The 23,721-nt window shown below is 67.5% G+C and carries 25 protein-coding genes and 1 tRNA gene; 11 read left to right on the top strand and 15 right to left on the bottom strand.

Features of this window, described 5'->3' with window-relative positions; genetic code table 11:
• Nucleotides 1-119 precede the first annotated feature (119 nt).
• Genes AC3WVS_RS01710 through phnG form a run of 7 tightly spaced genes read right to left on the bottom strand, consistent with a single transcriptional unit; the run spans nt 120 to nt 5,998 of the window.
• The gene (locus tag AC3WVS_RS01710) at nt 120-1,337 is read right to left on the bottom strand and encodes an alpha-D-ribose 1-methylphosphonate 5-triphosphate diphosphatase (protein WP_492317102.1); all 1,218 of its coding nucleotides are present in this window, start codon (nt 1,335-1,337) and stop codon (nt 120-122) included.
• 24 nt (nt 1,338-1,361) lie between these two features.
• Nucleotides 1,362-2,090 (bottom strand): phosphonate C-P lyase system protein PhnL, encoded by a 729-nt coding sequence (phnL, locus tag AC3WVS_RS01705; protein ID WP_492317101.1) that lies wholly within the window; start codon nt 2,088-2,090, stop codon nt 1,362-1,364.
• Between the two features lie 5 nt (nt 2,091-2,095).
• A complete protein-coding gene (gene phnK, locus AC3WVS_RS01700) occupies nt 2,096-2,872 on the bottom strand; it encodes a phosphonate C-P lyase system protein PhnK (protein WP_492317100.1) in 777 nt (258 codons plus the stop codon).
• Nucleotides 2,869-3,771, bottom strand: coding sequence for an alpha-D-ribose 1-methylphosphonate 5-phosphate C-P-lyase PhnJ (locus AC3WVS_RS01695; RefSeq protein ID WP_492317099.1), 903 nt, complete (start codon nt 3,769-3,771; stop codon nt 2,869-2,871). Before AC3WVS_RS01695 ends, phnK begins: the two co-directional genes overlap by 4 nt.
• Entirely contained in the window at nt 3,768-4,892 is a 1,125-nt protein-coding gene (locus AC3WVS_RS01690; protein WP_492317098.1) for a carbon-phosphorus lyase complex subunit, read from the bottom strand. The genes AC3WVS_RS01695 and AC3WVS_RS01690 overlap by 4 nt, the downstream gene beginning before the upstream one ends.
• A gap of 1 nt (nt 4,893) precedes the next feature.
• Complete coding sequence (gene phnH / locus AC3WVS_RS01685) at nt 4,894-5,511, bottom strand: phosphonate C-P lyase system protein PhnH (RefSeq protein WP_492317097.1); 618 nt, start codon at nt 5,509-5,511, stop codon at nt 4,894-4,896.
• A gap of 1 nt (nt 5,512) precedes the next feature.
• Complete coding sequence (gene phnG, locus AC3WVS_RS01680) at nt 5,513-5,998, bottom strand: phosphonate C-P lyase system protein PhnG (protein ID WP_492317096.1); 486 nt, start codon at nt 5,996-5,998, stop codon at nt 5,513-5,515.
• A 179-nt stretch (nt 5,999-6,177) separates the two neighbouring features.
• Between phnG and phnF the strand changes: the two genes are divergently transcribed.
• The 3 genes from phnF (at nt 6,178) to phnN (ending at nt 8,355) form a co-directional block, all read left to right on the top strand.
• Nucleotides 6,178-6,912, top strand: coding sequence for a phosphonate metabolism transcriptional regulator PhnF (gene phnF, locus AC3WVS_RS01675; RefSeq protein WP_492317095.1), 735 nt, complete (start codon nt 6,178-6,180; stop codon nt 6,910-6,912).
• 130 nt (nt 6,913-7,042) lie between these two features.
• A complete protein-coding gene (locus AC3WVS_RS01670; protein WP_492317094.1) occupies nt 7,043-7,768 on the top strand; it encodes a DUF1045 domain-containing protein in 726 nt (241 codons plus the stop codon).
• A complete protein-coding gene (gene phnN / locus AC3WVS_RS01665; protein ID WP_492317093.1) occupies nt 7,765-8,355 on the top strand; it encodes a phosphonate metabolism protein/1,5-bisphosphokinase (PRPP-forming) PhnN in 591 nt (196 codons plus the stop codon). Before AC3WVS_RS01670 ends, phnN begins: the two co-directional genes overlap by 4 nt.
• Before the next feature lie 41 nt (nt 8,356-8,396).
• On the opposite strand, the gene AC3WVS_RS01660 is transcribed toward phnN, so the two are convergent.
• From AC3WVS_RS01660 to AC3WVS_RS01635, 6 genes are all read right to left on the bottom strand, one after another.
• The gene (locus AC3WVS_RS01660) at nt 8,397-8,861 is read right to left on the bottom strand and encodes a GNAT family N-acetyltransferase (protein ID WP_492317092.1); all 465 of its coding nucleotides are present in this window, start codon (nt 8,859-8,861) and stop codon (nt 8,397-8,399) included.
• On the bottom strand, nt 8,858-9,394 hold the full coding sequence (locus AC3WVS_RS01655; protein WP_010809362.1) for a phosphonate degradation HD-domain oxygenase: 537 nt from the start codon (nt 9,392-9,394) through the stop codon (nt 8,858-8,860). The genes AC3WVS_RS01660 and AC3WVS_RS01655 overlap by 4 nt, the downstream gene beginning before the upstream one ends.
• Nucleotides 9,395-9,398: 4 nt before the next feature.
• The gene (gene phnE, locus AC3WVS_RS01650; protein ID WP_013952925.1) at nt 9,399-10,211 is read right to left on the bottom strand and encodes a phosphonate ABC transporter, permease protein PhnE; all 813 of its coding nucleotides are present in this window, start codon (nt 10,209-10,211) and stop codon (nt 9,399-9,401) included.
• A gap of 80 nt (nt 10,212-10,291) precedes the next feature.
• A complete protein-coding gene (gene phnD / locus AC3WVS_RS01645) occupies nt 10,292-11,284 on the bottom strand; it encodes a phosphonate ABC transporter substrate-binding protein (protein ID WP_492317091.1) in 993 nt (330 codons plus the stop codon).
• Between the two features lie 55 nt (nt 11,285-11,339).
• Nucleotides 11,340-12,194 carry a phosphonate ABC transporter ATP-binding protein gene (gene phnC, locus AC3WVS_RS01640; protein ID WP_492317090.1) on the bottom strand — a complete coding sequence of 285 codons (855 nt, stop codon included), beginning with the start codon at nt 12,192-12,194 and terminating at the stop codon, nt 11,340-11,342.
• A gap of 128 nt (nt 12,195-12,322) precedes the next feature.
• A complete protein-coding gene (locus AC3WVS_RS01635) occupies nt 12,323-13,087 on the bottom strand; it encodes an SDR family oxidoreductase (RefSeq protein ID WP_492317089.1) in 765 nt (254 codons plus the stop codon).
• Nucleotides 13,088-13,253: 166 nt separating this feature from the next.
• Between AC3WVS_RS01635 and AC3WVS_RS01630 the strand changes: the two genes are divergently transcribed.
• The 6 genes from AC3WVS_RS01630 to AC3WVS_RS01605 all read left to right on the top strand — a co-directional run bounded on the left by AC3WVS_RS01630 (nt 13,254) and on the right by AC3WVS_RS01605 (nt 21,083).
• Nucleotides 13,254-14,186 carry a LysR family transcriptional regulator gene (locus AC3WVS_RS01630; protein WP_492317088.1) on the top strand — a complete coding sequence of 311 codons (933 nt, stop codon included), beginning with the start codon at nt 13,254-13,256 and terminating at the stop codon, nt 14,184-14,186.
• Nucleotides 14,187-14,354: 168 nt separating this feature from the next.
• Nucleotides 14,355-14,834, top strand: a complete 480-nt coding sequence (locus AC3WVS_RS01625) for an Lrp/AsnC family transcriptional regulator (protein WP_010809356.1) — start codon at nt 14,355-14,357, stop codon at nt 14,832-14,834.
• A 165-nt stretch (nt 14,835-14,999) separates the two neighbouring features.
• Complete coding sequence (gene mdeB / locus AC3WVS_RS01620) at nt 15,000-17,696, top strand: alpha-ketoglutarate dehydrogenase (protein ID WP_492317087.1); 2,697 nt, start codon at nt 15,000-15,002, stop codon at nt 17,694-17,696.
• A gap of 179 nt (nt 17,697-17,875) precedes the next feature.
• Nucleotides 17,876-19,066, top strand: coding sequence for a class C beta-lactamase (gene ampC / locus AC3WVS_RS01615; protein ID WP_492317086.1), 1,191 nt, complete (start codon nt 17,876-17,878; stop codon nt 19,064-19,066).
• Nucleotides 19,067-19,223: 157 nt separating this feature from the next.
• Nucleotides 19,224-19,667, top strand: a complete 444-nt coding sequence (gene copM / locus AC3WVS_RS01610; protein WP_492317085.1) for a CopM family metallochaperone — start codon at nt 19,224-19,226, stop codon at nt 19,665-19,667.
• Nucleotides 19,668-19,703: 36 nt separating this feature from the next.
• Complete coding sequence (locus AC3WVS_RS01605) at nt 19,704-21,083, top strand: YncE family protein (protein WP_492317084.1); 1,380 nt, start codon at nt 19,704-19,706, stop codon at nt 21,081-21,083.
• 35 nt (nt 21,084-21,118) lie between these two features.
• On the opposite strand, the gene chrA is transcribed toward AC3WVS_RS01605, so the two are convergent.
• A complete protein-coding gene (gene chrA, locus AC3WVS_RS01600; protein WP_492317083.1) occupies nt 21,119-22,348 on the bottom strand; it encodes a chromate efflux transporter in 1,230 nt (409 codons plus the stop codon).
• Between the two features lie 556 nt (nt 22,349-22,904).
• Here chrA and AC3WVS_RS01595 point away from each other — a divergent pair.
• Both AC3WVS_RS01595 and AC3WVS_RS01590 read left to right on the top strand, forming a co-directional pair.
• A complete protein-coding gene (locus AC3WVS_RS01595) occupies nt 22,905-23,156 on the top strand; it encodes a hypothetical protein (RefSeq protein WP_492317082.1) in 252 nt (83 codons plus the stop codon).
• A 207-nt stretch (nt 23,157-23,363) separates the two neighbouring features.
• Nucleotides 23,364-23,510, top strand: a complete 147-nt coding sequence (locus tag AC3WVS_RS01590) for a DUF3096 domain-containing protein (RefSeq protein WP_010809333.1) — start codon at nt 23,364-23,366, stop codon at nt 23,508-23,510.
• A gap of 109 nt (nt 23,511-23,619) precedes the next feature.
• Here the strand turns inward: AC3WVS_RS01590 and AC3WVS_RS01585 are convergent.
• A tRNA-Met gene (locus AC3WVS_RS01585) sits at nt 23,620-23,695 on the bottom strand.
• Nucleotides 23,696-23,721: the final 26 nt, after the last annotated feature.

Below are 23,721 nucleotides of genomic sequence, written 5' to 3'. Positions count from 1 at the left end.
TGCCGGACTGACCGGCGCTGGCTCGTCCAAGCGCTGATCGAGATTGCGCTCGATTTCCTGTTCAAATCAGCAGTCTGGCGGAGGCGCAGCGGAATTTTACGAATCCCGGCCAATCCTCCTTATGCCACCTCGCGCAGCGCGGTTTCGCGCAGCAAGGCGGCATCGCCAACGTGCCGCACCGACGGATACCCCGCCGCAAACACCAGCCGCCCGCCAGACCAGGTATGCGTGACCATCGGCTGGCCTGCCACGCCGGACACGGCGATCACGTCCGCGCGCAGCCCCGGCGCCAGGCGCCCGCGGTCGTCCAGCAGGCAGGCGTCGGCCGGATTGGCGGTGACCAGCGCCAGCGCCTGGTTCAGCGGCAGGTCGGCCAGGCGCGCGGCGGCATACGCGGCGGCGATCAGCGTGGACGGCTGGTAGTCCGAGCACAGGATGGTGCCCACGCCGGCGTGAATGGCGTCGATGGCGCGCATCGAGCCGCTCTGGCTCTTGCCGCGCAGCACGTTGGGCGCGCCCAGGATGGTCGGCAGCGCCTGGGCGCACGCGGCTTGCGCGGTTTCCAGGTTGATCGGGAACTCGCTCATGCGCACGCCCAGCGCGCGCATGGCGGCGATGCGCTGCGGAGAATCGTCGTCATGGCTGGCGGTGGGGATGCCCAGCGCATGCGCGCCGGCCACCAGCCGGTTGACGCGCTCATGCGCGCCTTCCAGCGCGGCGGCCTTCTTGTCGGCCGCATCGGCGGCTTGCTCGCGGCTCATGCCGTGGTTGCCCATCATGTAGGCCAGGTAGGCATCCATGGTCTTGAACTGGCCCTGGCCCGGCGAGTGGTCCATCACGGACAGCAGGTCGACCACGCCCTCGGCCATCAGCGCTTCCAGCACCGGCACGGCGCTGGAATCGGTGACTTCGTAGCGGCAATGGATGCGGTTGTCGACCAGGCTGTGGCGGCGATACGCGGCCAGGGTGCGCACCAGCGTGGCCGCGGTGTCGACATTGCGCACGCCGAACTGGTTGCCCGCGAACGACAGCGCGTGGTACGGCGTGGTGATGCCGGCCGCGGCGTTGCGGCGGTCCACCTGGGCCACGGCAAAGTCCAGCGGGAACAGCACGCTGGCGCGCGGTTCGACTTCCTTCTCGATGGCGTCGCAATGCACGTCGACCAGGCCCGGCATCACCGTGTGGCCATGCAGGTCGATCACGGCGGCATGGGCGGGGACCGCTGCGGGTGCCGGTTCGATGGCGGCGATGCGGCCATCCTCGATCAGCAGCGCGCTGTCGTGCAGCACGCGGTCCGGCAGCACCAGGGTGGCGTGCGTCAGGTAGGTAGCAGACATGTCCGGCTCCGTTCTGGGATCAAATCAGGCGAGGGCGCTAGCGGGTTGCAGCGGCAGCAGGCGCGTGGCAACGGCATCGCGCACGGCTTCATCGTGGAAGATGCCGATCAGCGCGCGGCCTTCGGCCAGGGCCTCGCGGATCAGCTCGACCACCACGGCGCGGTTGTCGGCGTCCAGCGAGGCGGTGGGCTCGTCCAGCAGCAGGATCGGATGGCCGCCGATCAGGCCGCGCGCGATGTTCACGCGCTGCTGCTCGCCGCCGGAGAAGGTGGCCGGCGGCAGGTCCCACAGCCGGCGCGGCAGGTTCAGCCGTGCCAGCAGTTCTGCCGCGCGGGCACGGGCTTCCTCATGGCTGGCGCCGCGCTGCTGCAGCGGATCGGCCACCACGTCGAGCGCGCCGACGCGCGGAATCGCGCGCAGGAACTGGCTGACATAGCCGATCACGTCGCGGCGCAGCTTCAGCACGCGTTGTTCGGGGGCGTGGGTCAGCTCGACCCACGGCTCGTCTTCGGCGCTGGTATCGCGCAGGCGGATGCTGCCTTCGGTGGCCACGTAGTTGCCGTACAGGCAGCGCAGCAGCGTGCTCTTGCCGGTGCCCGAGGGCCCGGACAGCACCAGGCATTCGCCGCGGGCGGCATCGAAATCCATCGCGCGCAGCACCGGCAGGCGGATGCCGCCCTGGTTGTGCAGCGTAAACATCTTGCCGAGGCCGCGAACCTCGACCAGTTTCTGTGGGTGGTGTTCTGCGTGCATCGTCGTCAGCCCTGCAGGATGGAAGAGACCAGCAACTGCGTATACGGGTGCTGCGGGTCATCGAGGATCTGGTCGGTCAGGCCTTGCTCCACCACGCGGCCGCCTTGCATGACCAGTGTGCGGTGCGCCAGCAGGCGCGCCACGGCCAGGTCGTGCGTGACCAGCACGGCGGCGAGGCCAAGGTCCGCCACCAGGCGGCGCAGCAGGTCTAGCAGGCGGGCCTGCACCGACACGTCAAGCGATGCGGTGGGCTCGTCCATGAACACCAGGCGCGGGTGCGTGACCAGGTTGCGCGCGATCTGCAAACGCTGCTGCATGCCGCCGGAGAAGGTGCCGGGCACGTCGTCCAGCCGGGCCAGGTCGATCTCCATCTTCTCGAGCCAGGTGGCGGCGACTTCGCGCAGGTTGCCGTAGTGGCGCTCGCCCACGGCCATCAGGCGCTCGGCGATATTGGCGCCGGCGCTGACCTGCATGCGCAGGCCGTCGCGCGCATGCTGGCGTACGAAGCCCCAGTCGGTGCGGTCCAGCAGCCGCAAGCGCGCGCTGGACAGCGTGGCCAGGTCGGTCAGGCCGGACTCGCGCATGTCGTAGCTGACGCTGCCGCGCTGTGCCGGCGCCTGCATCGACAAGGCCTGCAGCAGCGTGCTCTTGCCGGAGCCCGATTCGCCCACCACGCACAGCACCTCGCCCGGGTACAGGTCGAAGCTGACGTCATGGCAGCCGTGCAGGCCGTCCCAGGTGCGCGTCAGGCCGCGCACCGACAGCAGCGGGGTGGCGCTCATCGGGCACCTCCGGCAGCGGCCTTGACGGCCTGGGCCGCCTGGCGGTCGGCGCAGTATTCGGTGTCGGAGCACACGAACAGGCGCGTGCCGGCGTCGTCGGTGATGATCTCGTCCAGGTAGCTGTCGGTGGCGCCGCACTGGGCGCAGCAGCTGGACCACTTTTCCACCGTGAAGGGATGGTCGGCGAAGTCCAGGCTCTTGACCGCGGTGTACGGCGGCACGGCATAGACGCGCTTCTCGCGCCCGGCGCCGAACAGCATCAGCGCGGGGCTGCGGTCGAGCTTGGGATTGTCGAACTTGGGGATCGGCGACGGCCGCATCATGTAGCGCTGGTTGACGATCACGGGGTAGTCGTAGGTGGTGGCGATATGGCCGTGATGGGCGATGTCCTCATACAGCTTGACGTGCATTGCGCCGTACTCGGCCAGTGCATGCATGGTGCGGGTCTCGCCCTCGCTCGGCTCCAGCCAGCGCAGCGGCTCGGGGATGGGCACCTGGAACACCAGGGTCTGGCCCGCGCGCAACGGCGTTTCCGGAATCCGGTGACGGGTCTGGATGATGCTGGCCTCGGCGGTGCGCTCGGTGGTCTGCACGCCGGTGACGCGGCCGAAGAAGCGGCGGATATTGATGGCGTTGGTGGTGTCGTCCGAGCCCTGGTCGATCACCTTGAGCACGTCATCCTTGCCGATGATGGCGGCCGTCACCTGGATGCCGCCCGTGCCCCAGCCGTAGGGCAGCGGCATTTCGCGGCTGCCGAAGGGCACCTGGTAGCCGGGAATCGCCACGGCCTTGAGCAGCGCGCGGCGCAGCATGCGCTTGGTCGACTCGTCCAGGTAGCCGAAGTTGTAGTGGTCGTCGCGGGCAATGCCCGTGGCCATGGTGGTGTCGGGGGTGGTCATGCCAGCGTCTCCTCTTGCGGCTGCGGTTGCGCCTGCACGGTAGCGGTCACGGCGCCATCCTGTTCCGCGCGCAGCCGGCGCAGCAGTTCCAGGTTGGCCTGGAAGTCCACGTAGTGGGGCAGCTTCAGGTGCTGCACGAAGCCGGAGGCCTCGACGTTGTCGCTGTGATACAGCATGAATTCGATATCGTTGGCCGGGGCGTCGGCGGCCTCGCCCAGTTCTTCGGCGCGCATGGCGCGGTCGGCCAGCGCCATCGACATGGCCTTGCGCTCGTTGTAGCCGAACACCAGCCCGTAGCCGCGCGTGAAACGCGGGGCTTCGTCGGCATTGCCGGCGAACTGGCTCACCATCTGGCATTCGGTCAGCTCGATCTCGCCGATGGTGACGGCGAAGCCAAGCTCTTCCACGAACAGTTCGACCTCGGCCGCGCCATAGCGGATTTCGGCCGCGAACGGGTGCGAGTTGCCGTAGCCGCGCTGGGTGGAATAGCCCATCGACAGCAGGAAGCCTTCATCGGCGCGCGCCAGGTTCTGCAGGCGCGCGGCGCGGCTGGCGGGGAAGGTCAGCGGCTCGCGCGTCAGGTCGGGCGGCGCGGGGTCGCCCGCGGGGATCTGGTCGGCTTCGACCAGTTCATCCGCTTCCAGCAGGCCGGTCACGCGCGGCATGCTCGCGGCGAGCGGTTCGGGCGAGGGCGGCAGCGGCTCGGGGTCGCGGCCGGCTTCGAGCGTGAAATCCAGCAGGCGCTGGGTGTAGTCGTAGGTCGGCCCCAGCACCTGGCCGCCCGGCACGTCCTTGAACGTGGACGAGATCCGGCGCTGCAGGCGCATCGAACCCGTATCCACCGGCTGGGTATAGCCAAAGCGCGCCAGTGTTGTGCGATAGGCGCGCAGCAGGAAGATCGCCTCGATCTGGTCGCCGGCGGCCTGTTTCAGGGCCAGCGCGGCCAGGTGCGGATCGTACAGCGAGCCCTCGGCCATCACGCGCGACACCGCCAGCGGCATCTGTTCGCGGATCTGCGCCAGCGTGAGTTCCGGCACCGCGGTATCGCCGCGGCGATAGGCATCGAGCATCCGGTAGGAATTGAGGATGGCGCGCTCGCCACCTTTGACGGCTACATACATGTCAGTCCTCCACCAGCGTGGTGCGCGTCAGGGCGCAGAATCGGTCGCCGCTGGCCAGCAGCAGGTCCACGCCGAGCGGGAAGCCGGCGTTGTTGGCGCGCCAGCCGGCGCGGAAGTCCGCGGGCAGCCCGGCCACGCGCAGCACCTGCGTGGTTTCGATGCCGGGGCCGCGCAGCGTGAGGGTGTCGCCAGCGGCAAGCGAGGCCACCTCCACCAGCAGCGTGGCCGAGCGGTCGGGGAAGGCCGGGTCGCCTTGCGCGCAATCCGCCAGTGCCGGCACGGCATAGCCGGCGGGCACGCAGACAAAGGCGGCGGCGCGGAGATCGTCGGTCAGCGGGCAGCCGCAATGGAAGCGCAGGAACGCGCGCGCCGCGGCCGGCACGCCGGCAGGCAGCCAGACCGGGGTATCGGGATCGGCCAGCGTCAGCAGCAGCGCGGCCAGCGCGGGCGACAGGCCGTCGGGCAGGCCGCTGGCCACGGGCAGCGTCTGCAGCCGGCCCGGATGGGCAAACGCCTGCAGCGCGGCGCGGAAGACCAGCTGGGCGTCGTCGACCGGGTTGTTGAAACCCGGCAGCAGCGAGGCGGCCGGGGTGGACAGGATCGGTTGCATGGCAGTCATCTCAGTCCTCTCCCCGGACCATGGTGAAGAATTCGACGCGGGTCTGGGCGGCGGTGGCCGCTGCGTGTGCGGCGCGCTGCGCCTGCGTGCTTGCCAGCGGCGCCAGCACGAGCTCCTGCACGCGCTGGTGCCAGGCCGGGCGCTGCAGCAGCGCGTCCAGCACCGCGGCCTGTTCGGCGTGGCGGGCGCTGCGGCCCTGGATATAGGCCACGCCTGCAGCGGCCCCGGCAGCGCCGTCTTCGAGCACGACCGCGCAGCGCGTGACCGTGATTTCCCCCAGGTTGAACTGGGCACCGGTACCGCCTGCGCGGGCCCGGACCATGGCCATGCCGGACTCCGGCTTGCGCAGCAGCCGGTAGGCCGGCAGCGCTTGCGCCTGGCCAAGCCGCTGGTAAGCGCCGTCGAGCGCGTCGGTGGGCGCCGTCGCCAGGATCCGGAGCCAGGCGGCGCGGGCGGCATGGGCCTGCGCGGTTTCGCTTTGCATCATCACCCCTATACGTCTATACGTTTAGATGTCACTGCTTGAACACGCAGCTACTAGACCACAGGCAGATGAACGTTTCATGACGGGGGCGGGGCATTGCTCGGGCACCCCGCCATGGCGGCGCGGTTGAGGCACAATCGCATGGCAATGGTGAACGCTTGATGACAAGAGGGCAGCGCGAGATGTCTGATCGAGAAGTGGAACGGGGTTCCGGCGTGGCGGTATGGCGCCAGATTGGCGAGGCGCTGGCGGACGACATCCGCAAGAAGCTGTACCTGCCCGGCGAGCAGCTGCCCCCTGAGCCTGAACTGGCCACGCGCTTCGCGGTCAACCGCCACACCATCCGCCGCGCCATGGGCGAGCTGGAGCTGAGCGGCCTGGTGCGGATCGAGCAGGGCCGCGGCACTTTCGTGCAGGAGCATGCGATCGACTACGCGATCGGGCGCCGCACGCGCTTCTCGCAAAACCTGGCCGCGCAGGGCATGCGCGGGCATACCGAGATCATCGACAGCCAGGTGGTGCGCGCGCCGGAAGTGGCAAAGCAACTGGGCCTTGCGCGCACGGCCGAGATCCTGCACGTGCAGATGATCGGCAAGGCCGAAGAGCGCACCATCGACGTTGCCGAGCACTACTTCGACCTCAAGCGCTTCCAGGGCATCGACGAGGTGCTGCGCACCAGGCAATCGGTGTCGCGCGCGCTCGCGCATTTCGGCATTGCCGACTACACGCGCAAGTGGTCGCGCATCACGGCGGCCATGCCCAGCGCCCCGGTGGCGCGCCTGCTGAACCAGCCGAAGACGCGCCCGGTGCTGCAGGTTGAGGCGCTGAACGTCGATATCGACGGGGCGCCGGTGCAGTACAGCGTGGTGCGGTTTGCCGGGGACTGGGTGCAGCTGACGGTTTCCGACGGTGACTGAGGCGGGGCGCCGCGGCATTGGTCTAGACATCCGGCTGTCATCTGCCTGCGCTAAGGTGTCTGCGGTCCAGACCACAAAACCAGCACAGTCGCCGCCGCCGGGCGTCAGGCGCCGCTGGTAACCTTGCCGCATGACCTTGCCAGCGCACCGTTACGCCATCTACCTGGCGCCCTCAGATCCATTCCGCACGTTTGGCAGCCAGTGGCTCGGCCGCGACGCCGATACCGGCGCCGCGCTGTCCGCGCCGGCGGGCATGACGGCGCCGCCCGCCGAATGGGTCCAGGCCCCGGCGCACTACGGCCTGCATGCCACGCTGAAGCCGCCGTTCCGGCTTGTGCAGGGCAGCAACGGGCCGATGCTCGACGCCGCCGCACGGGACTTCGCGCGTAGCCGCGAGGCATTCGACGCACCGCTGGCGCTGCGTGCGCTGCGGGGTTTTGTGGCGTGGTGCCTGGCCGATGGCGGATCGCCACCGATGCAGGCGCTGGCCGATGCGTGCGTACTGGCATTCGAGCGCTTCCGCGCGCCGCCCACGGCCGAAGAACTCGGCCGGCGCAAACCGGACCAGTTGACCGATGAAGAGCGCCGCATGCTCGACAAATGGGGCTACCCGTATGTGTTCGGCACCTTCGTCTTCCATATCACGCTGACCGGCATGCTTGACGCTGCCAGCCAGCGCGCCGCCCTCGAGCGCCTGGGGGCCGCGAGCGGCAAGCTGCTGCAGGCGCCGCTTCATGTGGACGGGATCAGCGTATTCGTGCAGCCGGCGCCGGGCGACGACTTTATCGTTGCCCGCCACTACGGTTTCAACGGCAGCACCACCGACGGCGCCGGCGCGGCGTACCTGGACGCATGAACGCACATGGCGCGGCCGACGGACACGGCCTGTTCTACCTGATGGGGCCGTCCGGCAGCGGCAAGGACTCGCTGCTGCGCGCGCTGCGCGAGCGCCTCGGGTCGGACCACCGCATCGTCATCGCGCATCGCTATATCACCCGCGAGGCCGATGCCAACGAGGCCTCCGTTGCGCTGACCACGGATGAATTCCGGCGCCGCCAGGCGCTCGGCTGCCTGGCGCTGGACTGGCACAGCCACGGGCTGCATTACGGCATCGGCATCGAGATCGAGCAGTGGCTGGCCAGGGGCCTGACGGTGATCGTCAATGGCTCGCGCGAGTACCTGCCGCAAGCCGTGGCGCGCTACCCGAAGCTGTGCGCCGTGCATGTGCGCGTGCGGCCGGAGGTGCTGGCCACGCGGCTGCGCCAGCGTGGCCGCGAGTCGGAAGAAGCGATTGCCCGGCGCCTGGCGCGCGCGACGCAGGCCTTCACCGTGCCGGCAGGGTGCCGCCTGGTCGAGTTCGACAATAGCGGCGCCCTGGAAACCGCGGCGGAAGCGTTCGCGCGGCTGGTTGGGGCTACCTCCGATAGCGCAACGTTGAGCTGATAAACCCGTGCCGAAGCGAGGCCTCCGGCACGGCCTTGCCATCAGAGTTCAATGCTGAAACTGATGCCGTGCTCGGTGAACCCGAGCCGGCGATAGAACTGGTGGGCCTGCAGGCGCCGCGCGTTGGACGACAGCGCCAGCTTGGCCGCCCCGGCCTCGCGGGCCAGGCGCATCGCTTCGCGCATCATCGCCTTGCCGACGCCCATGCCGCGCGCGGACGGCGTCACCACCACGGCCTCGACAATCGCCTCGGGACGCCCGTCGTGAACCATCACGGGAAATACCAGCAGGCTGAAGGTGCCCAGCGGCACCTCGTCCTCGTCCACCATCATGTAGCAGCGGTAGTCCGGATAGCGGCGCATGGTCGCGTAGCGCTCGCGCATGGTGGCCAGCGGCAGCGGCGCTTCATCGTCCATCGCGGCCAGCAGCGCGGACAGGTGCCTCAGTTCCGCGTCGGAACCGCGCACTTCACGCAGGGTAAGCACGGCTTCAGCGATGGTGTTCATGCGCCAGTCCGCGCGCAACGCGCGGCCATGTCCAGGTAGTGCGCCAGCCGCGGCGTGGCCAGGCCGACCACCTTGGCCAGGTCGTCGTAGCGGCGCAGCCGCACCGCGGCAGCGGCGTGGCGGCTGGCGGTGAACGCTTCGGCCTGTGCGGCGCCGAACGGTCCGCCTTGCAGCGCCAGGCTTTGCGCTGAAGCCGGTGACAAGGTGGCGAAGTACGCCGGATCGGCCGCGCACAGATAGCGCTTGGCCGCTACGTGCAGCCGCACGGGTTCTGTCACTTCGTCACCGAACAGTTCTGCCAGCGCATCGGCTGCGGCCTCCTGGTGGCGCATGTCGGTGGTGGTGCTTTCGGCCAGCAGCAGGTGGCCAACGTCGTGGAGCAGGGCCGCGACGATCAGCGGCTCGGGCTCGCCGGCCTGCTCGGCCAGTTGCGCGCATTGCAGCGCGTGCGCGGTCTGGCTGATGGCTTCGCCGCCGTACCAGGCGTTGCCATGGTCGGCAAACAGCGTTTCGATGCGGGACAGGTTCAGCATGATGTCAGACCAGTACCTTGCGGATTTGCGCGGAGATGATGTCGATGGCCGAGACGAACAGGATGATGATGATCATCACGGCACAGGTCTGCCCGTACTGGAAGCTGCGGATGATCTCCCACAGCACGGTGCCGATGCCGCCGGCGCCGACGATGCCCACCACCGAGGCCGAGCGCACGTTGGACTCGAAGCGGTACAGCGCGAACGACAGCCACAGCGGCAGCACCTGCGGGATCACGCCGTAGACGATCTCCTCGATCGGGCCGGCGCCGGTGGCGCGCACGCCTTCCACCGGGCGCGGGTCGATGGCCTCGACGGCTTCGGCGAACAGCTTGGCCAGCACGCCGGTGGTGTGGATCCAGATCGCCAGCACGCCGGCAAACGGGCCCAGGCCGACCGCCACGATGAACAGCATGGCGAACACCATCTCATTGATGGCGCGGCAAGCGTCCATGATGCGGCGTGCGGGCTGGTAGGCCCACGCCGGGACGATATTGGCCGAGCACAGCAGGCCCAGCGGCACCGCCATCACCACGGCCAGGGCGGTGCCCCACAGCGCGATCTGCACGGTGACGAGCATCTCGTCCAGGTAGTGCCGCCAGTCGCGGAAGTCGGGCGGGAAGAAATCGGCGGCAAATTTCGCCATATTGTCCGAGTCGCGCAACAGGTCCAGCGGGCGCATGTCGGCCCCCTGCCAGGACAGGGCGAGCATGGCCAGCAGGACTGCCCAGGTCAGCATCACGGCAAGGGAAGTGCGCGGCGGGCGCACGTTGCTTCGGGGCGTGGGAGGCAGGCCGGGCCTGGCGGTGACAGTCATGGGGCAATCCGGAATCAAGCGGGGGAACGGAAGCGATGCGGGGCCGGCGGCGGGGGGCCGCCGGCCTCGTCGGGGTGGGCTTATTGCGTGCTGGTGGCGTTGCCGGCGGCCTTGTCCAGCTCGGCCAGGCGGCGGGTCACCTCGGCCAGCCGCTTTTCCTTGTCGGCAGCGGCCAGGGTGGTGTCCGATTCGATCTTCGCCTTCTCGCGGGCCAGTTCGATCTGGCGGATCGGCACCAGCTGCGCATCGCTGGCGCTGCGGAAGCCCTGGTAGGTCAGGGTGGCCAGCACCTGCTTTTCACGCGCGGCGTCTGCGCCCTTGCCGTAGTTGACGAAGAAGGCCTGGATCTTCTTCTTCACCTCCGGCGGCAGGTCCTTGCGATAGACCATCGGATCGGCCGGGATCAGCGGCGACTTCCACAGCACCCGCACCTGGTCATAGGCGTTCTTGCCGGTGTTGATGCGATAGCGCTCCATGTTCTCGGTGTTGTTCACCGCCACATCGACCTGCTTGTTCAGCACCGACAGCAGGTTGGTCTCGTGGTTGCCGATGCGCACGGCCTTGAACAGCGTCTTGGGCTCGACCTTGTTGGCGGTCCACAGGTAGAAGCCCGGCACGGCCGTGCCCGAGGTGGAGTTGGGGTCGCCGGCGCCGTAGCTGAGGTCCTTGCCGCGCTTGATCACGTCTTCGACGCTCTTCAGGTCGCTGTCCTTGTTGACGATCAGCACCGACCAGTAGCCCGGGTTGCCGTCCTTGTCGATCACCGAGGCAAAGACCTCGCCGTTGGCACGGTCCACGGCCTCCATGGCCGACTTGTTGCCGAACCAGGCGATCTGCACCTTGTTGAAGCGCATGCCCTCGATGATGCCGGCGTAGTCGGACGCAAAGAAGGGCTTGACGGGTACCCCCAGCGTCTTGCTGAGATCGTCGATCAGCGGCTGCCAGGCGGACTTCAGGTTCGACGACGATTCGGTCGAGATAAAGCCGATGTTCAGGCTCTTGGCATCCTGCGCGAAGGCGGGCAGGGCGACCACGCCCGAAGCCACGACGGCGAGAAAGGTTCTGCGAAGCATGGACAACTCCGGTGGGAAGCGGTTTTGGGATAAAGCGGTCTGGACAGGCGGCCGTTCAGGCGGCCGCCAGGTTCATCGTGACCATCGCCGGTGCCGGCATGGCCGCAGTGGATACGTCTTCGTCGGGCACGGAATCGAGCAGCAGCTCGTCGGCTTCGGTGCCGTAGAGATCGCGCAGCATGCCGGGCGTGAGCGCGGCTGAGGGGCCGTCATAGACCACCTTGCCGTGGCGCAGCGCCACCACGCGGGGGCAGTAGCGCATCGCCACGTCCACCTGGTGCAGCGACACCAGCACCGCGACCTTGCGCGTGCGGTTGATCTGCCTGAGCAGCGACATCACCCGGCGCGACGATTCCGGGTCGAGCGAGGCGATCGGCTCGTCGGCCAGGATCACGCTGGCGTTCTGCACCAGCGTGCGGGCGATGGCGGCGCGCTGCTGCTGGCCGCCCGACAGCGTCGAGGCCCGTTGAAACGCATAGTCGTCTATACCAACTTGCGCAAGCGCATCGAGCCCGCCCTGGACTTCATCGGCCTTGAAGATGCGCAGCAGGCTGCGCCACCTGGGCACGCGGGCCAGCATGCCGACCAGCACGTTGGTGATGACCGGAAGACGGCCCACCAGGTTGAACTGCTGGAACACAAACCCGATCTCGCCACGCACCTTGCGCACGTTGCGGGCCAGGCGGCCGTTGCGCTGCACATGGCGGCCGTTGACGAGGATTTCGCCGGCGCCGGCATCGCCCGTGATGAATCCGGCCACGTGGCGCAACAGCGTGGACTTGCCCGATCCCGATGCACCCAGCAGGGCGACCATCTCGCCTGGCGCGATGTGCAGCGTGACATCGTCAAGCGCCTTGCGGTCCGCGCGGAACGATTTGGAAAGCCCGCGGACTTCAATTGCGTGCGTCATGTCGACTCCCTGACGTGAATGACCTGCGCATTCTGGCCGGGGCGGATGACAGAACGATGACTTGAGCGGAAGGTGGCTGAAACCGGGTGGCAGCGCCGGCGGCCATGCTGGCCGCCGGCGCCGGTGGGTCAGGTGCGCGTGATCGAGACGCCGCCATCCACCAGCGACGCCGTGCCGGTGACGAAAGCCGAATCGTCCGATGCCAGGTACAGCACCGAGCGCGCCAGTTCTTCCGGCGTGGCCACGCGCTTGAGCGCATGCAGGTTGGTGATGAACGCCTGTGATTCCGCGGTGTCGTTCATGGTGCGATACATGTCCGTGTCCACGGCGCCCGGCAGGATCGCATTGACGCGGATGCCCTGCGGCCCATACTCGGCCGCAAGCGCCTGCGTCAGGCCGATCAGGCCGGACTTGCTTGCCGCATACGCGGCCACGCCGGGAAAGGCGACGGTGTAGCCAACGAAGGTCGATGTGAAGATCACCGAACCGCCGCCGTCCTTCAGCATCTGTGCAAGCTGGTGCTTGGCGCCGAGGAATGCGCCGGTGAGATTGATGGCAAGGGTGTCGTTCCAGCCCTCCGCCGAAACCCCGGTGCTGGGCCCGCCCTCGCCGAGCGTGCCGGCGTTGTTGAAGGCGATATCCAGGCGGCCATAGCGCTCGACCGCCAGCGCCACCAGCGCGCTGGCGTAGTCCTCGCGCCGCACATCGCCGGCGAGCGCCACCGCGTCGCCGCCGGCGTCACGGATCTGCGCCACCAGGCTGTCCAGTTCGGACTGGCGGCGCGCACCGACTACCACCCTGGCGCCCTCGGCGGCAAACAGCAAGGCCGTGGCGCGGCCAATGCCGGCACTGGCGCCGGTAATGATGGCAACTTTTCCTGACAAACGTCCCATGATCGATCTCCGGTCTGGCGCGCGGGGCAACTTGCTGGTCCCCGGCGCCGGTTTTGCGGGTAGGGCAGCAGGAACCGTCCCGCTGCCTCGTGAAACCAGTATCGGCACCGCGCGCGGTTCGCACTAGACTGAAGACCGCGGAACAACTTTCCGGATATGCCGAACAATGTTCAAGCTAGAGGGTGTCGCCAGCTTTGTCGCCGTGGTGGAGGCAGGCTCCATCAGCGAGGCCGCGAGGCGGCTCAACTTGTCCAAGTCCGTTGTCAGCGAACGCCTGGCCGAGCTTGAAAAGGCGATGGGTGCCAACCTGCTGCGCCGGACCACGCGGCGGCTGTCGCTGACCGAGGACGGCGCCGCCTTTCTGGAGCGGGCCACGCGCATCCTGCATGAAGTGGAGGCGGCGGCAACCGATGTTGCCGAGCGGCGCGGCACCCTGGCGGGGTCGTTGCGGATTTCCGCGCCGGTCACATTTGGCCGGATGCACCTGGGGCCTGCCATCTATCCGTTCCTGGCCCGGCATCCGGAACTGGAGCTGAGCCTGGACCTGGACGACCGCCGCGTGGACGCGGCCACCGACAGCTATGACGCCGTGGTGCGGCACGGCCCGCTGGAGAGCTCGCGCCTGGTGGCATGGGAGCTTGCCCCCAGCCACCGCCTCCTGGTCGCATCCCCGGATTACCTGGCGCAGATGGGCACGCCGGCAACGCTGGCGGAGCTGCAGCAGCACCGTGGCATCTTCTACGCCAACCGCGGCGCGGCTGACTGGCGCCTGCACGGCCCCGACGGCACCGAAATCGCCCGTGCCGCCGTTGCGCTGCGCGTCAACAACGGCGACATGATGCGCGATGCCGCCATCGCGGGGGTCGGTATCGCGTTGTTGCCGACCTTTATTGCCGGTGATGCCATCCGGCAGGGGGCGCTGGCCGTGATCGAGGTCGGCCTGCGGGCCGAGCCGGAATCCATCTATATCGCCCACCCGGAAGGCCGGCGGGTGTCGGCGCGGCTGCGCGCGTTTGCGGAGTGCGTGCGCACGGCCATCGGCAGTCCGCCGTACTGGGACGCATGGGCGCAGGCACGCGGGGAGGGCGCGGGAACCTGATGCCGGCTGCTGGCCGGATTCCACGATCGCCATGTGGCAGCCCTGCAAGCCTGGAGGATTGCCGCCCGCGCCGCGCGGCCTGTATTCTAGTGCTGTGCCCGGCGCCCCGTTTCCGCAAGGAGGCAGGGCGCCATGCACTTCACATCGAGCCGGCCATACAGGAACCCCATGCAGGAACCCGAACTGGATGAAATCAATATCCGGATCCTCGAGGCGTTGCAGCGCGACGCCAGCCTGACCAACGTCGAGCTGGCCGCGCGCGTCAACCTCTCGCCGTCGCCCTGCCTGGCGCGCGTGCGCGCGCTGGAGCAGCGCGGGATCATCCGGCAGCGCGTGACGCTGCTCGATCCGCAGAAGCTTGGCCTCAACGTCAACGTCTTTATCCACGTGTCGCTGGAGCGGCAGGCGCGCGAGGGGCTGGATGCCTTCGAACGCGCCGTGCGCGCGCTGCCCAACGTGATGGAGTGCTACTTGATGACGGGCGACGCCGACTACCTGATCCGCGCCGTGGTGGCCGACGTCCAGGCCGTGGAGCGGCTGATCGTCGACGAGATCACGCGCATCCCCGGCGTCGCCAACATCCGCAGCAGCTTCGCACTCAAGCAAGTGATGTACGACACAGCCTTGCCGCTGCGCAATCCTCGCTAGCCTGGCGTTCGGCGTGGGATATGCCGCAGCCTCGGCATTTTCGAGTGGTTTTTATGGTGAGCGGCAGTGGATTGTGCTGCCACCTGCCGGATAGGCAGTCAACTTCAGCACCTCATGCGGGAGGGCACTCCATAGAATGGGACAAAACCCATTGGAGACTTCCCCATGACCGACCTTGCCTCCCCACACGCCCGCCTGCTCGCCCAGGCCACGCCCGGCGGTGACGACGATCCGCAGGAGACGCGCGAATGGCTGGACGCGCTGGAGGCAGTGGTGGCGCAATGCGGGCAGGAGCGCGCGCGCTTCCTGCTCGGCCGGCTGCTCGATGCCGCCCCCGCGCTGGGTGTGTCGACCACGGCGCAGAGCAACACGCCTTACCTGAACACCATCCCGGTCGAGCGCCAGCCGCCTTATCCGGGGGATCTGGCGATGGAAGAGCGCATCACCGGCATCGTGCGCTGGAATGCCCTTGCCATGGTGGTGCGCGCCAACCAGGCCTACGGTGAGCTGGGCGGGCATATCTCCAGCTATGCCTCGGCGGCGGACCTGTTCGAGGTCGGCTTCAACCACTTCTTCCAGGGCGCCGATGCCGGCAACGGCGGCGACCTGGTCTACTTCCAGCCGCACTCGGCCCCGGGCGTGTACGCGCGCGCCTTCCTGGAAGGGCGCCTGTCCGAAGCCCAGCTCGACAACTTCCGCCGCGAGGCGGGCGGGCAGGGCCTGTGCTCGTACCCGCACCCCTGGCTGATGCCGGACTTCTGGCAATTCCCGACCGGCTCGATGGGGCTGGGCCCGATCCAGTCGGTCTACCAGGCGCGCTTCATGCGATACCTGGAGCACCGGGGGCTGCAGGCCACTTCGGGCCGGCACGTGTGGGGCGTGTTCGGCGACGGCGAGATGGACGAGCCCGAATCGATCGCCGCACTGCCGCTGGCAGCGCGCGAGAAGCTCGACAACCTGACCTTTGTCATCAACTGCAACCTGCAGCGCCTGGACGGTCCGGTGCGCGGCAATGGCCAGATCGTGCAGGAGCTGGAAGCGCTGTTCCGCGGCGCGGGCTGGAACGTGATCAAGGTGCTGTGGGGCAGCGCCTGGGACCCGATCTTCGCGCGCGATCACTCCGGCGCGTTGCTGCGCGCCTTCGCCTCGACCATGGACGGCCAGTTCCAGACCTACAAGGCCAAGGACGGCCACTACGGGCGCGAGCATTTCTTCGGCCAGAACGAAGCGCTGAAGGCGCTGGTCGCGCATATGACGCCGGATGAGGTGGCGGCGCTGAACCGCGGCGGGCATGACCTGCGCAAGCTCCATGCGGCCTTTGCCGCGGCACGCGCGCACAAGGGCCAGCCCACGGTGATCCTGGCCAAGACCATCAAGGGCTATGGCATGGGCAATGCCGGCCAGGCGCAGAACACCACGCACCAGCAGAAGAAGCTCGACATCGAGGCGCTGAAGGCATTCCGCAGCCGCTTCGGCCTGGAGCTGTCCGACGAGGACCTGGAATCGATGCGCTTCTATCGCCCGGCCGAGGACAGCGCTGAGCTGCGCTACCTGCGCAAACGCCGCCAGGCGCTGGGCGGCTACCTGCCGGCGCGCCGGCGCCAGGCCGACGCCGTGGCGGTGCCGCCGCTGGCGCAATACGGCCAGTTCGCGGTGGACGCCGGCCAGAAGGAAATGTCGACCACCATGGCGATGGTGCGCATGCTGACCGGCCTGCTCAAGGACAAGACGCTCGGCCCGCGCGTGGTGCCCATCGTCGCCGACGAGGCGCGCACCTTCGGCATGGCCAGCCTGTTCCGCCAGGTCGGGATCTATTCATCGCAGGGCCAGCTGTACGAGCCCGAGGACGCCGGCTCGATGCTGTACTACCGCGAGGACATCCGCGGCCAGATCCTGGAAGAGGGCATCACCGAGGCCGGTGCGATGTCGTCGTGGATTGCCGCGGGCACCGCCTACAGCAACCATGGCACGGCCATGCTGCCGCTCTATATCTACTACTCGATGTTCGGCTTCCAGCGCATCGGCGACCTGATCTGGGCCGCCGGCGACCAGCGTGCGCGCGGCTTCCTGGTGGGCGCGACGGCCGGCCGCACCACGCTGTCGGGCGAAGGGCTGCAGCACCAGGACGGCACCAGCCACATCATTGCCGCCACCATCCCCAACTGCCGCGCCTATGACCCGGCCTATGCCTATGAACTGGCGGTGATCGTCGACGCGGGCATGCGCGCGATGATGGAGCGCCAGGAGGACGTGTTCTATTACCTGACCGTGATGAACGAGAACTACGCCCAGCCGTCGATGCCGGCGGGCGTGGAGCGCGACATCGTGCGCGGCATGTACCGGCTTGCGCAGGTGGAAGGCGGCGGGCGCGCCAGGGTGCGGCTGCTCGGCAGCGGCACCATCCTGCGCGAGGTGGAAGCCGCGGCGCGGATGCTGGCCGAGGACTGGCAGGTCGACAGCGAGGTGTTCAGCGTCACCAGCTTCTCCGAGCTGGAGCGCGAGGCGCGCGAGACCGTGCGCCAGCGCCTGCATCATCCGCAGGACAGCATCGCCCCCAGCCATGTGGAAGCGCTGCTGGCCGGCGACGCCCCGGTGGTGGCGGCCACCGACTACGTGCGCGCCTACCCGCAACTGATTGCGCCCTATGTGCCGGCTCCCTTCACGGTCCTGGGCACCGACGGCTATGGCCGCAGTGACAACCGGCCGTCGCTGCGCCGCTTCTTCGAGGTCGATCGCGCCTATGTCTGCGTGGCGGCGCTGCGCGCGCTCGCGGTGCAGGGCGCGGTGCCGGCCTCGGTGGTGGCCGAGGCGATCACGCGCTACGGCATCGACACGGAAAAGCCTGCGCCGTCCGCGCTCTGATATCGCCCGCTTCGCCCTGCAGGCCCGGCGGGGCGATTCGGTGCGGGACTCCACATGCTCCGGCTGCGGCTGTTAAGCTTTGCCCTTCTGCAGCCGCTCCAGTTGCGCGCCCATGCCACCACGGGCGCGCACCGCCATGGTCCGGCGCCGCCCCCCAGCATGATCGCCAAGCGCCGGATATGAAACGGATTCCTGTTGCCCGCATCGCCACCATCGTCATGGCCTGCAGCCTCTTCGCAGCCAATGCCAGTGCCGCCGACAGTGTCGGCCAGCGCCAGATAGAACGCGCTGTCAACGATGCCATCCGCCCCCTGATGGCGGCGCACGGCGTCCCCGGCATGGCCGTTGCCGTCACGGCCGGCGGCAAGCGCTATGTTTTCAACTACGGCGTCGCGGCGAAGGAAGGCGGGCGCAAGGTCGACGGCGACACGCTCTTCGAGATCGGCTCGGTCAGCAAGACCTTCACCGCGACGCTCGCATCCTACGGCCAGGCCCGCGGCACCCTGTCCCTGGCCGACCCTGCCGGTAAATACCTGCCGGCGCTTGCGGGAAGCAGCCTGGGCGCGACCAGCCTGCTCGATCTTGGCACCTATGCCGCCGGCGGCCTGCCGCTGCAGTTTCCGGATGCGGTCACCGATACCAGGACGATGGTCGATTATTTCCGGGGCTGGCGCCCCAGATATGCCGCCGGCACCCATCGCCAGTATTCGAATCCCAGCATCGGCTTGTTCGGCTACCTGGCTGCCAGCAGCATGGGCCAGCCCTTCGATGACCTGATGGAGAAGACGCTGTTCCCGGCGCTCGGCCTGGCCCACACCTACATCAGGGTGCCGAAAGCGCGCATGGGCGACTACGCCTATGGCTATTCGAAAGACGGCAAGCCGGTGCGCGTGACGCCCGGCGTGCTCGATGCCGAAGCCTACGGCGTGAAGACCACCGCGGCCGACATGATCCGCTTTGTCGAAGCCAACATCGACAGCGCCGGCCTGGACGACAAGCTGCGGCGTGCCATTGCCGGGACGCACACCGGATACTTCAAGGTCGGCGACATGGTGCAGGGGCTGGGCTGGGAAATGTACGCCTGGCCTACCCGGGTCGACAGCGTGCTGGCCGGCAGTTCACCGCAGGTCGTGTTCGAGGCGAACCAGGTGAAGCGGCTGGAGCCGCCGTTGTCATCGCCCGCCGATGTGCTGGTCAACAAGACCGGCTCCACCAATGGCTTTGGCGCCTACGTGGTCTTTGTGCCGGCGAAGCGGATTGGCATCGTGATGCTGGCGAACAAGAATTTCCCGGTGCCGGAGCGGGTGAAGGCAGCGTTTCGGATACTGGCGGTACTGGATGGTGTGCCGGGAGGGGCGGATACACGGTAAGGGGAGGGTGGGGCTGCGTCACGCATCGCAGGCCTGTCCAGCGGCTGGTCCGCAAAAAATCCGGCTTTCCATGGAATAGTCCACGCCTCCCATGTGTATACGCAGGTAACCCCCGGCCGCCGGCTAACGCCAGGCCCGGAAGAAAGGAGACCCTGCAATGCAACGGAGAACCCCAAGCAATGGCGTCTGCACTGCGGCACGCATCATGCCGGCGCTGTTCCTATGGGCTGCAAGCTTTGCCGCGCCAGCCCAGGAAGCCCACCACCATCACCAAACCACCGCGGGGCAGGCACCGCCGCCCTTTGTCGCCAGCACCGCAAAGCCATTCTCCGGCCTGATGGGTGACGCCATGGCCGTGATGGATCACGGCATGGCGCAGGCAGCCATGAACGGCATCCCCGACCACGACTTTGTCACCATGATGATCCCGCACCACCAGGGCGCGATCGACATGGCCAAGGCGCTGCTGCTGTATGGCAAGGACCCGGAGCTGCGCAATCTTGCCCAGGCCATCATCACCGAGCAGCAAAACGAGATCCGCCTCATGCAAGCCTGGCTCCAGCGCAGCCAGGCCAGGGCGCCTGCCGCCAATCCTCGCTAACCGGCGGACCTGCACCGCCCGAATCAGGACCGAACCATGAAAAGACATGCCCTTATCCTTGCCATGGCCGCGCCTCTGGCAATCGCCGCGCCGCAGCCACAGGATCGCGTTTACACCGCCGACCAGAACAGCAACACCGTTTCAGTGATCAATCCGGCGAGCAACACCCTGCTTGGGCAGATCCGCCTTGGCAACGCGCGGCCGGACGTGCTGTCTCCGCTTTACAAGGGCGAGCTCAATGTCCACGGCCTTGGCTTCTCGCCCGACCATCGGACCCTGATCGCGATCTCGAACGGATCGAATTCCGTCGCGTTCATCGATACGGCAACCAACAAGGTCAAGGGCATTGCCTATATCGGGCGCTCGCCGCATGAGGGCTTCTTTACCGCGGATGGAAAAGAGGTGTGGGTAGTCGTGCGCGGCGAGGACTATATCTCCGTCATCGATCCGGTGACGTTCCGCGAGACCCGCCGCATCCAGACCACGGCAGGGCCGGGCATGGTGCTGTTCCATCCTGCCGGCAAGCTCGCCTTCGTGGTGTCCAGCTTCAACCCCGTGGTGGATGTCATCGATGTCAGGGCACACAAGGTGGTCAAGCGGCTCAGTGTCACCAGCCCGTTCTCACCGTTCCTGCAGTTCACGCCGGACTTCCGCGAGGTGTGGATGACGCACAAGGACGTGGGCAAGGTCACCCGCATCGACACCGAAAAACTGGAAGTGAAGGGCGTCTTCGACTCCGGCTTCATCACCAATCACCTTGCCTTTGCCAGGACCGCGCGTGGCACGTTCGCCTATGTGACAGTGGGCGGCGAAAACGTGGTCAAGGTATTCACCACCGAGGCCGAACCGCGGCTGGTCGCGACCATTCCGGTCGGCGCGCTGCCGCACGGCATCTGGGCTGCCGATGACGGTTCACGCATCTATGTCGGCCTGGAAAACGGCGACGCCGTCGACGTGATCGACACCGCAACCAACCAGGTCACGACCCGCGTGCCGGTTGGCCAGGCCCCGCAGGCGCTGGTCTATGTCTCCAACGCCGTGCCAGGCGGCGACGGGACCGCCAACCTTGTGCAGAGAGCGAACAGCGATCCGGTCAACATCGCCCTTAAGCCGGTCCGTGGCGATGCCAAGGGCTTTGTGGTCGCGCGCAATCTCGGTGTTGTCGACGCGCTGGAAGTATCCCTGTTCAAGCTGAAGCCGCAAACCACCTACAGCGTCTATGTCGCAGGACAGGCCGCGCCCGTGGCAAGCTTCCGCACCAATGCGGCCGGCATGGCCAACGGCACCGCCATTGGCCCGCTGCGCGAAGTCGTGACGACGCTCTCGCCAAAGAGCGCCGCCCCAGCCAAGCTGATCGTCATGGAGGGCGACGCGGCGGCGGATCCGGCTACGGCGGTGTTGGTGAGCGCGCCGTGAGCTGAGCCTGGCGACCTGGGTAAGCGGATGCCCGGCTAGAGCGCCAGCATCCATCCGCCCAGCGCCGTGCCGGCCACCACCAGCACGGGGGATACACGGCCGTAGACGAGCAGGCCGAAGGCCGCCAGTGCCAGGCCGAAATCCGCCTTCGAGTGAATCGCGCTGGTCCATACCGGGTCGTACAGCGCGGCGGCCAGTACGCCAACGACGGCTGCATTGATGCCACCCATCGCGCTCTGCACCCCATCGCGCTGGCGCAGGCTTTCCCAGAACGGCAATGCGCCGGCCACCAGCAGGAACGCCGGCGCAAAGATCGCGAGAAGCAGCACCAGCGCGCCCACCCATCCACCCAGTGGCGCGGGCGAGAGCGCCCCGAGGTACGCGGCAAAGGTGAACAGGGGGCCCGGAACGGCTTGTGCCGCGCCGTAGCCCGCCAGGAATGCATCATTGCCGACCCAGCCAGGGGGCACCACGCCAGCCTGCAGCAGCGGCAGTACGACATGGCCACCCCCGAAAACCAGCGCTCCGGCCTGGTAGAAGACAGACACGGCGGACATCGTCATCGAACCAGTCATTGCGGCAAGGGCCGGGAGCAGCACCAGCAGCACGCCGAACAGCGCGAGCAGCAAAGCGCCGACCCGGCGACTCACACCGTAGTTGAGATGCTGGGCAGGAGGCAGATGGTTCAACTGCAAGGTCCAGCGCGCAACCAGGCCACCCAGCACAATGGCAGCAACCTGGCCCACCGCACTTGGCACCGCGAGAACCAGAAGCGCGGCCACGACCGCGATGCCGGCGCGCAGCCGGTCCGGACACAGCGACCTGGCCATGCCCCATACCGCCTGTGCGACAACCGCCACGGCCGCCACCTTCAGGCCGTGGACTGCCCCGGAATCCGCAACGCCGGACCAGCGCGCAACGCCAAAGGCAAACAGGACAAGTGCAATCGCAGAGGGCAGGGTAAAGCCCACCCAGGCGGCCAGCGCGCCAAGCCAGCCCGCCCGCTGCAGCCCCAGCGCCATGCCAACCTGGCTGCTGGCTGGCCCCGGCAGGAATTGACACAGCGCGACCAGGTCCGAGTAGCTCTTGTCATCGAGCCAGCGGCGGCGCTCCACGAACTCGGCGCGGAAGTAACCGAGGTGCGCGATCGGGCCGCCGAACGAAGTCAGGCCAAGTTTCAGGAACGCCCGAAGGACCTCTGGAGCCGTGCCACGTGTGGTTGCGTCAGCGGCGCGGTTTGTGTCCTGGGCGGGGTTGGGGGGCATCGGCGATTTTCTCGGTTAAGGCTTCGTCGACCGGTTCCGCGAGCCGTGGGCGCAAAGCCCCCAGCGCCTGACGGCCCTTGTCCGTGGCGACGTAATACGGCTGGAGACTACCTTAGGGGTGGCGTGCTGTCGATCGCACATCTTGCCTGCTGATGTGACCGCCTTCTACGTCACTCGCGCCCTGAAACCCCGCGCCTCCCAATGGCGGTTCCCTGGCTGGGCTCAAGGCCGTACAGGTTACCTGGGTCAACTCGGACATTTTCGACTCGGACATTTGAATCGGGCTGACCATAGATACAACTTTGCCGCTACAGATTAGTTTCGCATAATAAAGGTTATGTTAAATTTACCAACAGATGGTGACGGCCTTGGCACCAAGCGTGAACCTATGTACAAGACTCTCACCCAGAATGCTGAAACGCGCCTTCCCGATGCGTACGGCACCGGACTGACTTGAGAATCCGTCACAACTATCCTCTGGGTAGGTAACACAAGCGGCGTACGGCGACGTCAAGGCGGATATCAAGAGGCTGAGCAACAGAATCAGGAGACACCCATGCTGGAGACGATGCTGGATCAGTTCCCTCCGCTGGAACAGGAAGCTTTCCGCGAGACCTGTCTGCGTAACGGGGTCGCACCCGACGGATTTACCGTGACAGCCGTTGAAGACGCTGCAGGCGCCGCGCCGGCACGCAGGCGCACCGTCTCGGTAGGCTTCGGGAGGGAAATCCGCCAATACAACGGAAACTTGGGGGCGCAATGGACTGTCGATTTCGAGGACGACCTGAGATCGCGTGTGTTCGGCTGAGCTTTGCCTCTCTGCATCGCCGTTGCGCCCGGTACGTCAGCGGACCGACTACTTACGCCTGTGGGGACAACATTTTCGACACAGGCAATCAGGTCGGCAAGTAGCGCCAGCGGCGCGGCGCTATCGGGCCGCGCAATGCTTCATACCTCGAGCACTGGCGCGAAAGAAGCGCCGCGGCCAGATCAACCCCAATCACACAGGCCCATCATGGACTTCATTACCAGCGCCGGCCCGCTAATCTCGTTGATCGCCGGCATCCTTATTCTTGTCATTCCGCGGCTGCTTAACTATATCGTCGCCATTTACCTCATCGTCATCGGCCTGCTCGGACTGTTTGGCGGGCACCTGCGCTGAGCGAAGCCGGGGAACGGCAGCCATAAGGCGGAAGGCTATGCGTGCATCTAGAGGCGGGCACTAAAGCAAAAGCCCCGCGCGGATGGATCCGGCGGGGCTTGGGCGAATGTGGTTGCGGGGGCAGGACTTGAACCTGCGACCTTCGGGTTATGAGCCCGACGAGCTGCCAACTGCTCCACCCCGCGGGGCGAAATATACGCGGGTTGGCAGC

The organism is Cupriavidus sp. CPT47-8839-RL05A (assembly GCF_058792255.1).
Note: the sequence above shows the minus strand (reverse complement) of the source record. Positions and strands in the feature narration are given on the sequence as shown.

Excerpts from the sequence above, each read along its gene's own strand:
- AC3WVS_RS01710 (WP_492317102.1), bottom strand. The coding sequence starts at position 1,337 with ATGTCTGCTACCTACCTGACGCACGCCACCCTGGTGCTGCCGGACCGC.
- phnL (WP_492317101.1), bottom strand. The coding sequence starts at position 2,090 with ATGCACGCAGAACACCACCCACAGAAACTGGTCGAGGTTCGCGGCCTC.
- phnK (WP_492317100.1), bottom strand. The coding sequence starts at position 2,872 with ATGAGCGCCACCCCGCTGCTGTCGGTGCGCGGCCTGACGCGCACCTGG.
- AC3WVS_RS01695 (WP_492317099.1), bottom strand. The coding sequence starts at position 3,771 with ATGACCACCCCCGACACCACCATGGCCACGGGCATTGCCCGCGACGAC.
- AC3WVS_RS01690 (WP_492317098.1), bottom strand. The coding sequence starts at position 4,892 with ATGTATGTAGCCGTCAAAGGTGGCGAGCGCGCCATCCTCAATTCCTAC.
- phnH (WP_492317097.1), bottom strand. The coding sequence starts at position 5,511 with ATGACTGCCATGCAACCGATCCTGTCCACCCCGGCCGCCTCGCTGCTG.
- phnG (WP_492317096.1), bottom strand. The coding sequence starts at position 5,998 with ATGATGCAAAGCGAAACCGCGCAGGCCCATGCCGCCCGCGCCGCCTGG.
- phnF (WP_492317095.1), top strand. The coding sequence starts at position 6,178 with ATGTCTGATCGAGAAGTGGAACGGGGTTCCGGCGTGGCGGTATGGCGC.
- AC3WVS_RS01670 (WP_492317094.1), top strand. The coding sequence starts at position 7,043 with ATGACCTTGCCAGCGCACCGTTACGCCATCTACCTGGCGCCCTCAGAT.
- phnN (WP_492317093.1), top strand. The coding sequence starts at position 7,765 with ATGAACGCACATGGCGCGGCCGACGGACACGGCCTGTTCTACCTGATG.
- AC3WVS_RS01660 (WP_492317092.1), bottom strand. The coding sequence starts at position 8,861 with ATGAACACCATCGCTGAAGCCGTGCTTACCCTGCGTGAAGTGCGCGGT.
- AC3WVS_RS01655 (WP_010809362.1), bottom strand. The coding sequence starts at position 9,394 with ATGCTGAACCTGTCCCGCATCGAAACGCTGTTTGCCGACCATGGCAAC.
- phnE (WP_013952925.1), bottom strand. The coding sequence starts at position 10,211 with ATGACTGTCACCGCCAGGCCCGGCCTGCCTCCCACGCCCCGAAGCAAC.
- phnD (WP_492317091.1), bottom strand. The coding sequence starts at position 11,284 with ATGCTTCGCAGAACCTTTCTCGCCGTCGTGGCTTCGGGCGTGGTCGCC.
- phnC (WP_492317090.1), bottom strand. The coding sequence starts at position 12,194 with ATGACGCACGCAATTGAAGTCCGCGGGCTTTCCAAATCGTTCCGCGCG.
- AC3WVS_RS01635 (WP_492317089.1), bottom strand. The coding sequence starts at position 13,087 with ATGGGACGTTTGTCAGGAAAAGTTGCCATCATTACCGGCGCCAGTGCC.
- AC3WVS_RS01630 (WP_492317088.1), top strand. The coding sequence starts at position 13,254 with ATGTTCAAGCTAGAGGGTGTCGCCAGCTTTGTCGCCGTGGTGGAGGCA.
- AC3WVS_RS01625 (WP_010809356.1), top strand. The coding sequence starts at position 14,355 with ATGCAGGAACCCGAACTGGATGAAATCAATATCCGGATCCTCGAGGCG.
- mdeB (WP_492317087.1), top strand. The coding sequence starts at position 15,000 with ATGACCGACCTTGCCTCCCCACACGCCCGCCTGCTCGCCCAGGCCACG.
- ampC (WP_492317086.1), top strand. The coding sequence starts at position 17,876 with ATGAAACGGATTCCTGTTGCCCGCATCGCCACCATCGTCATGGCCTGC.
- copM (WP_492317085.1), top strand. The coding sequence starts at position 19,224 with ATGCAACGGAGAACCCCAAGCAATGGCGTCTGCACTGCGGCACGCATC.
- AC3WVS_RS01605 (WP_492317084.1), top strand. The coding sequence starts at position 19,704 with ATGAAAAGACATGCCCTTATCCTTGCCATGGCCGCGCCTCTGGCAATC.
- chrA (WP_492317083.1), bottom strand. The coding sequence starts at position 22,348 with ATGCCCCCCAACCCCGCCCAGGACACAAACCGCGCCGCTGACGCAACC.
- AC3WVS_RS01595 (WP_492317082.1), top strand. The coding sequence starts at position 22,905 with ATGCTGGAGACGATGCTGGATCAGTTCCCTCCGCTGGAACAGGAAGCT.
- AC3WVS_RS01590 (WP_010809333.1), top strand. The coding sequence starts at position 23,364 with ATGGACTTCATTACCAGCGCCGGCCCGCTAATCTCGTTGATCGCCGGC.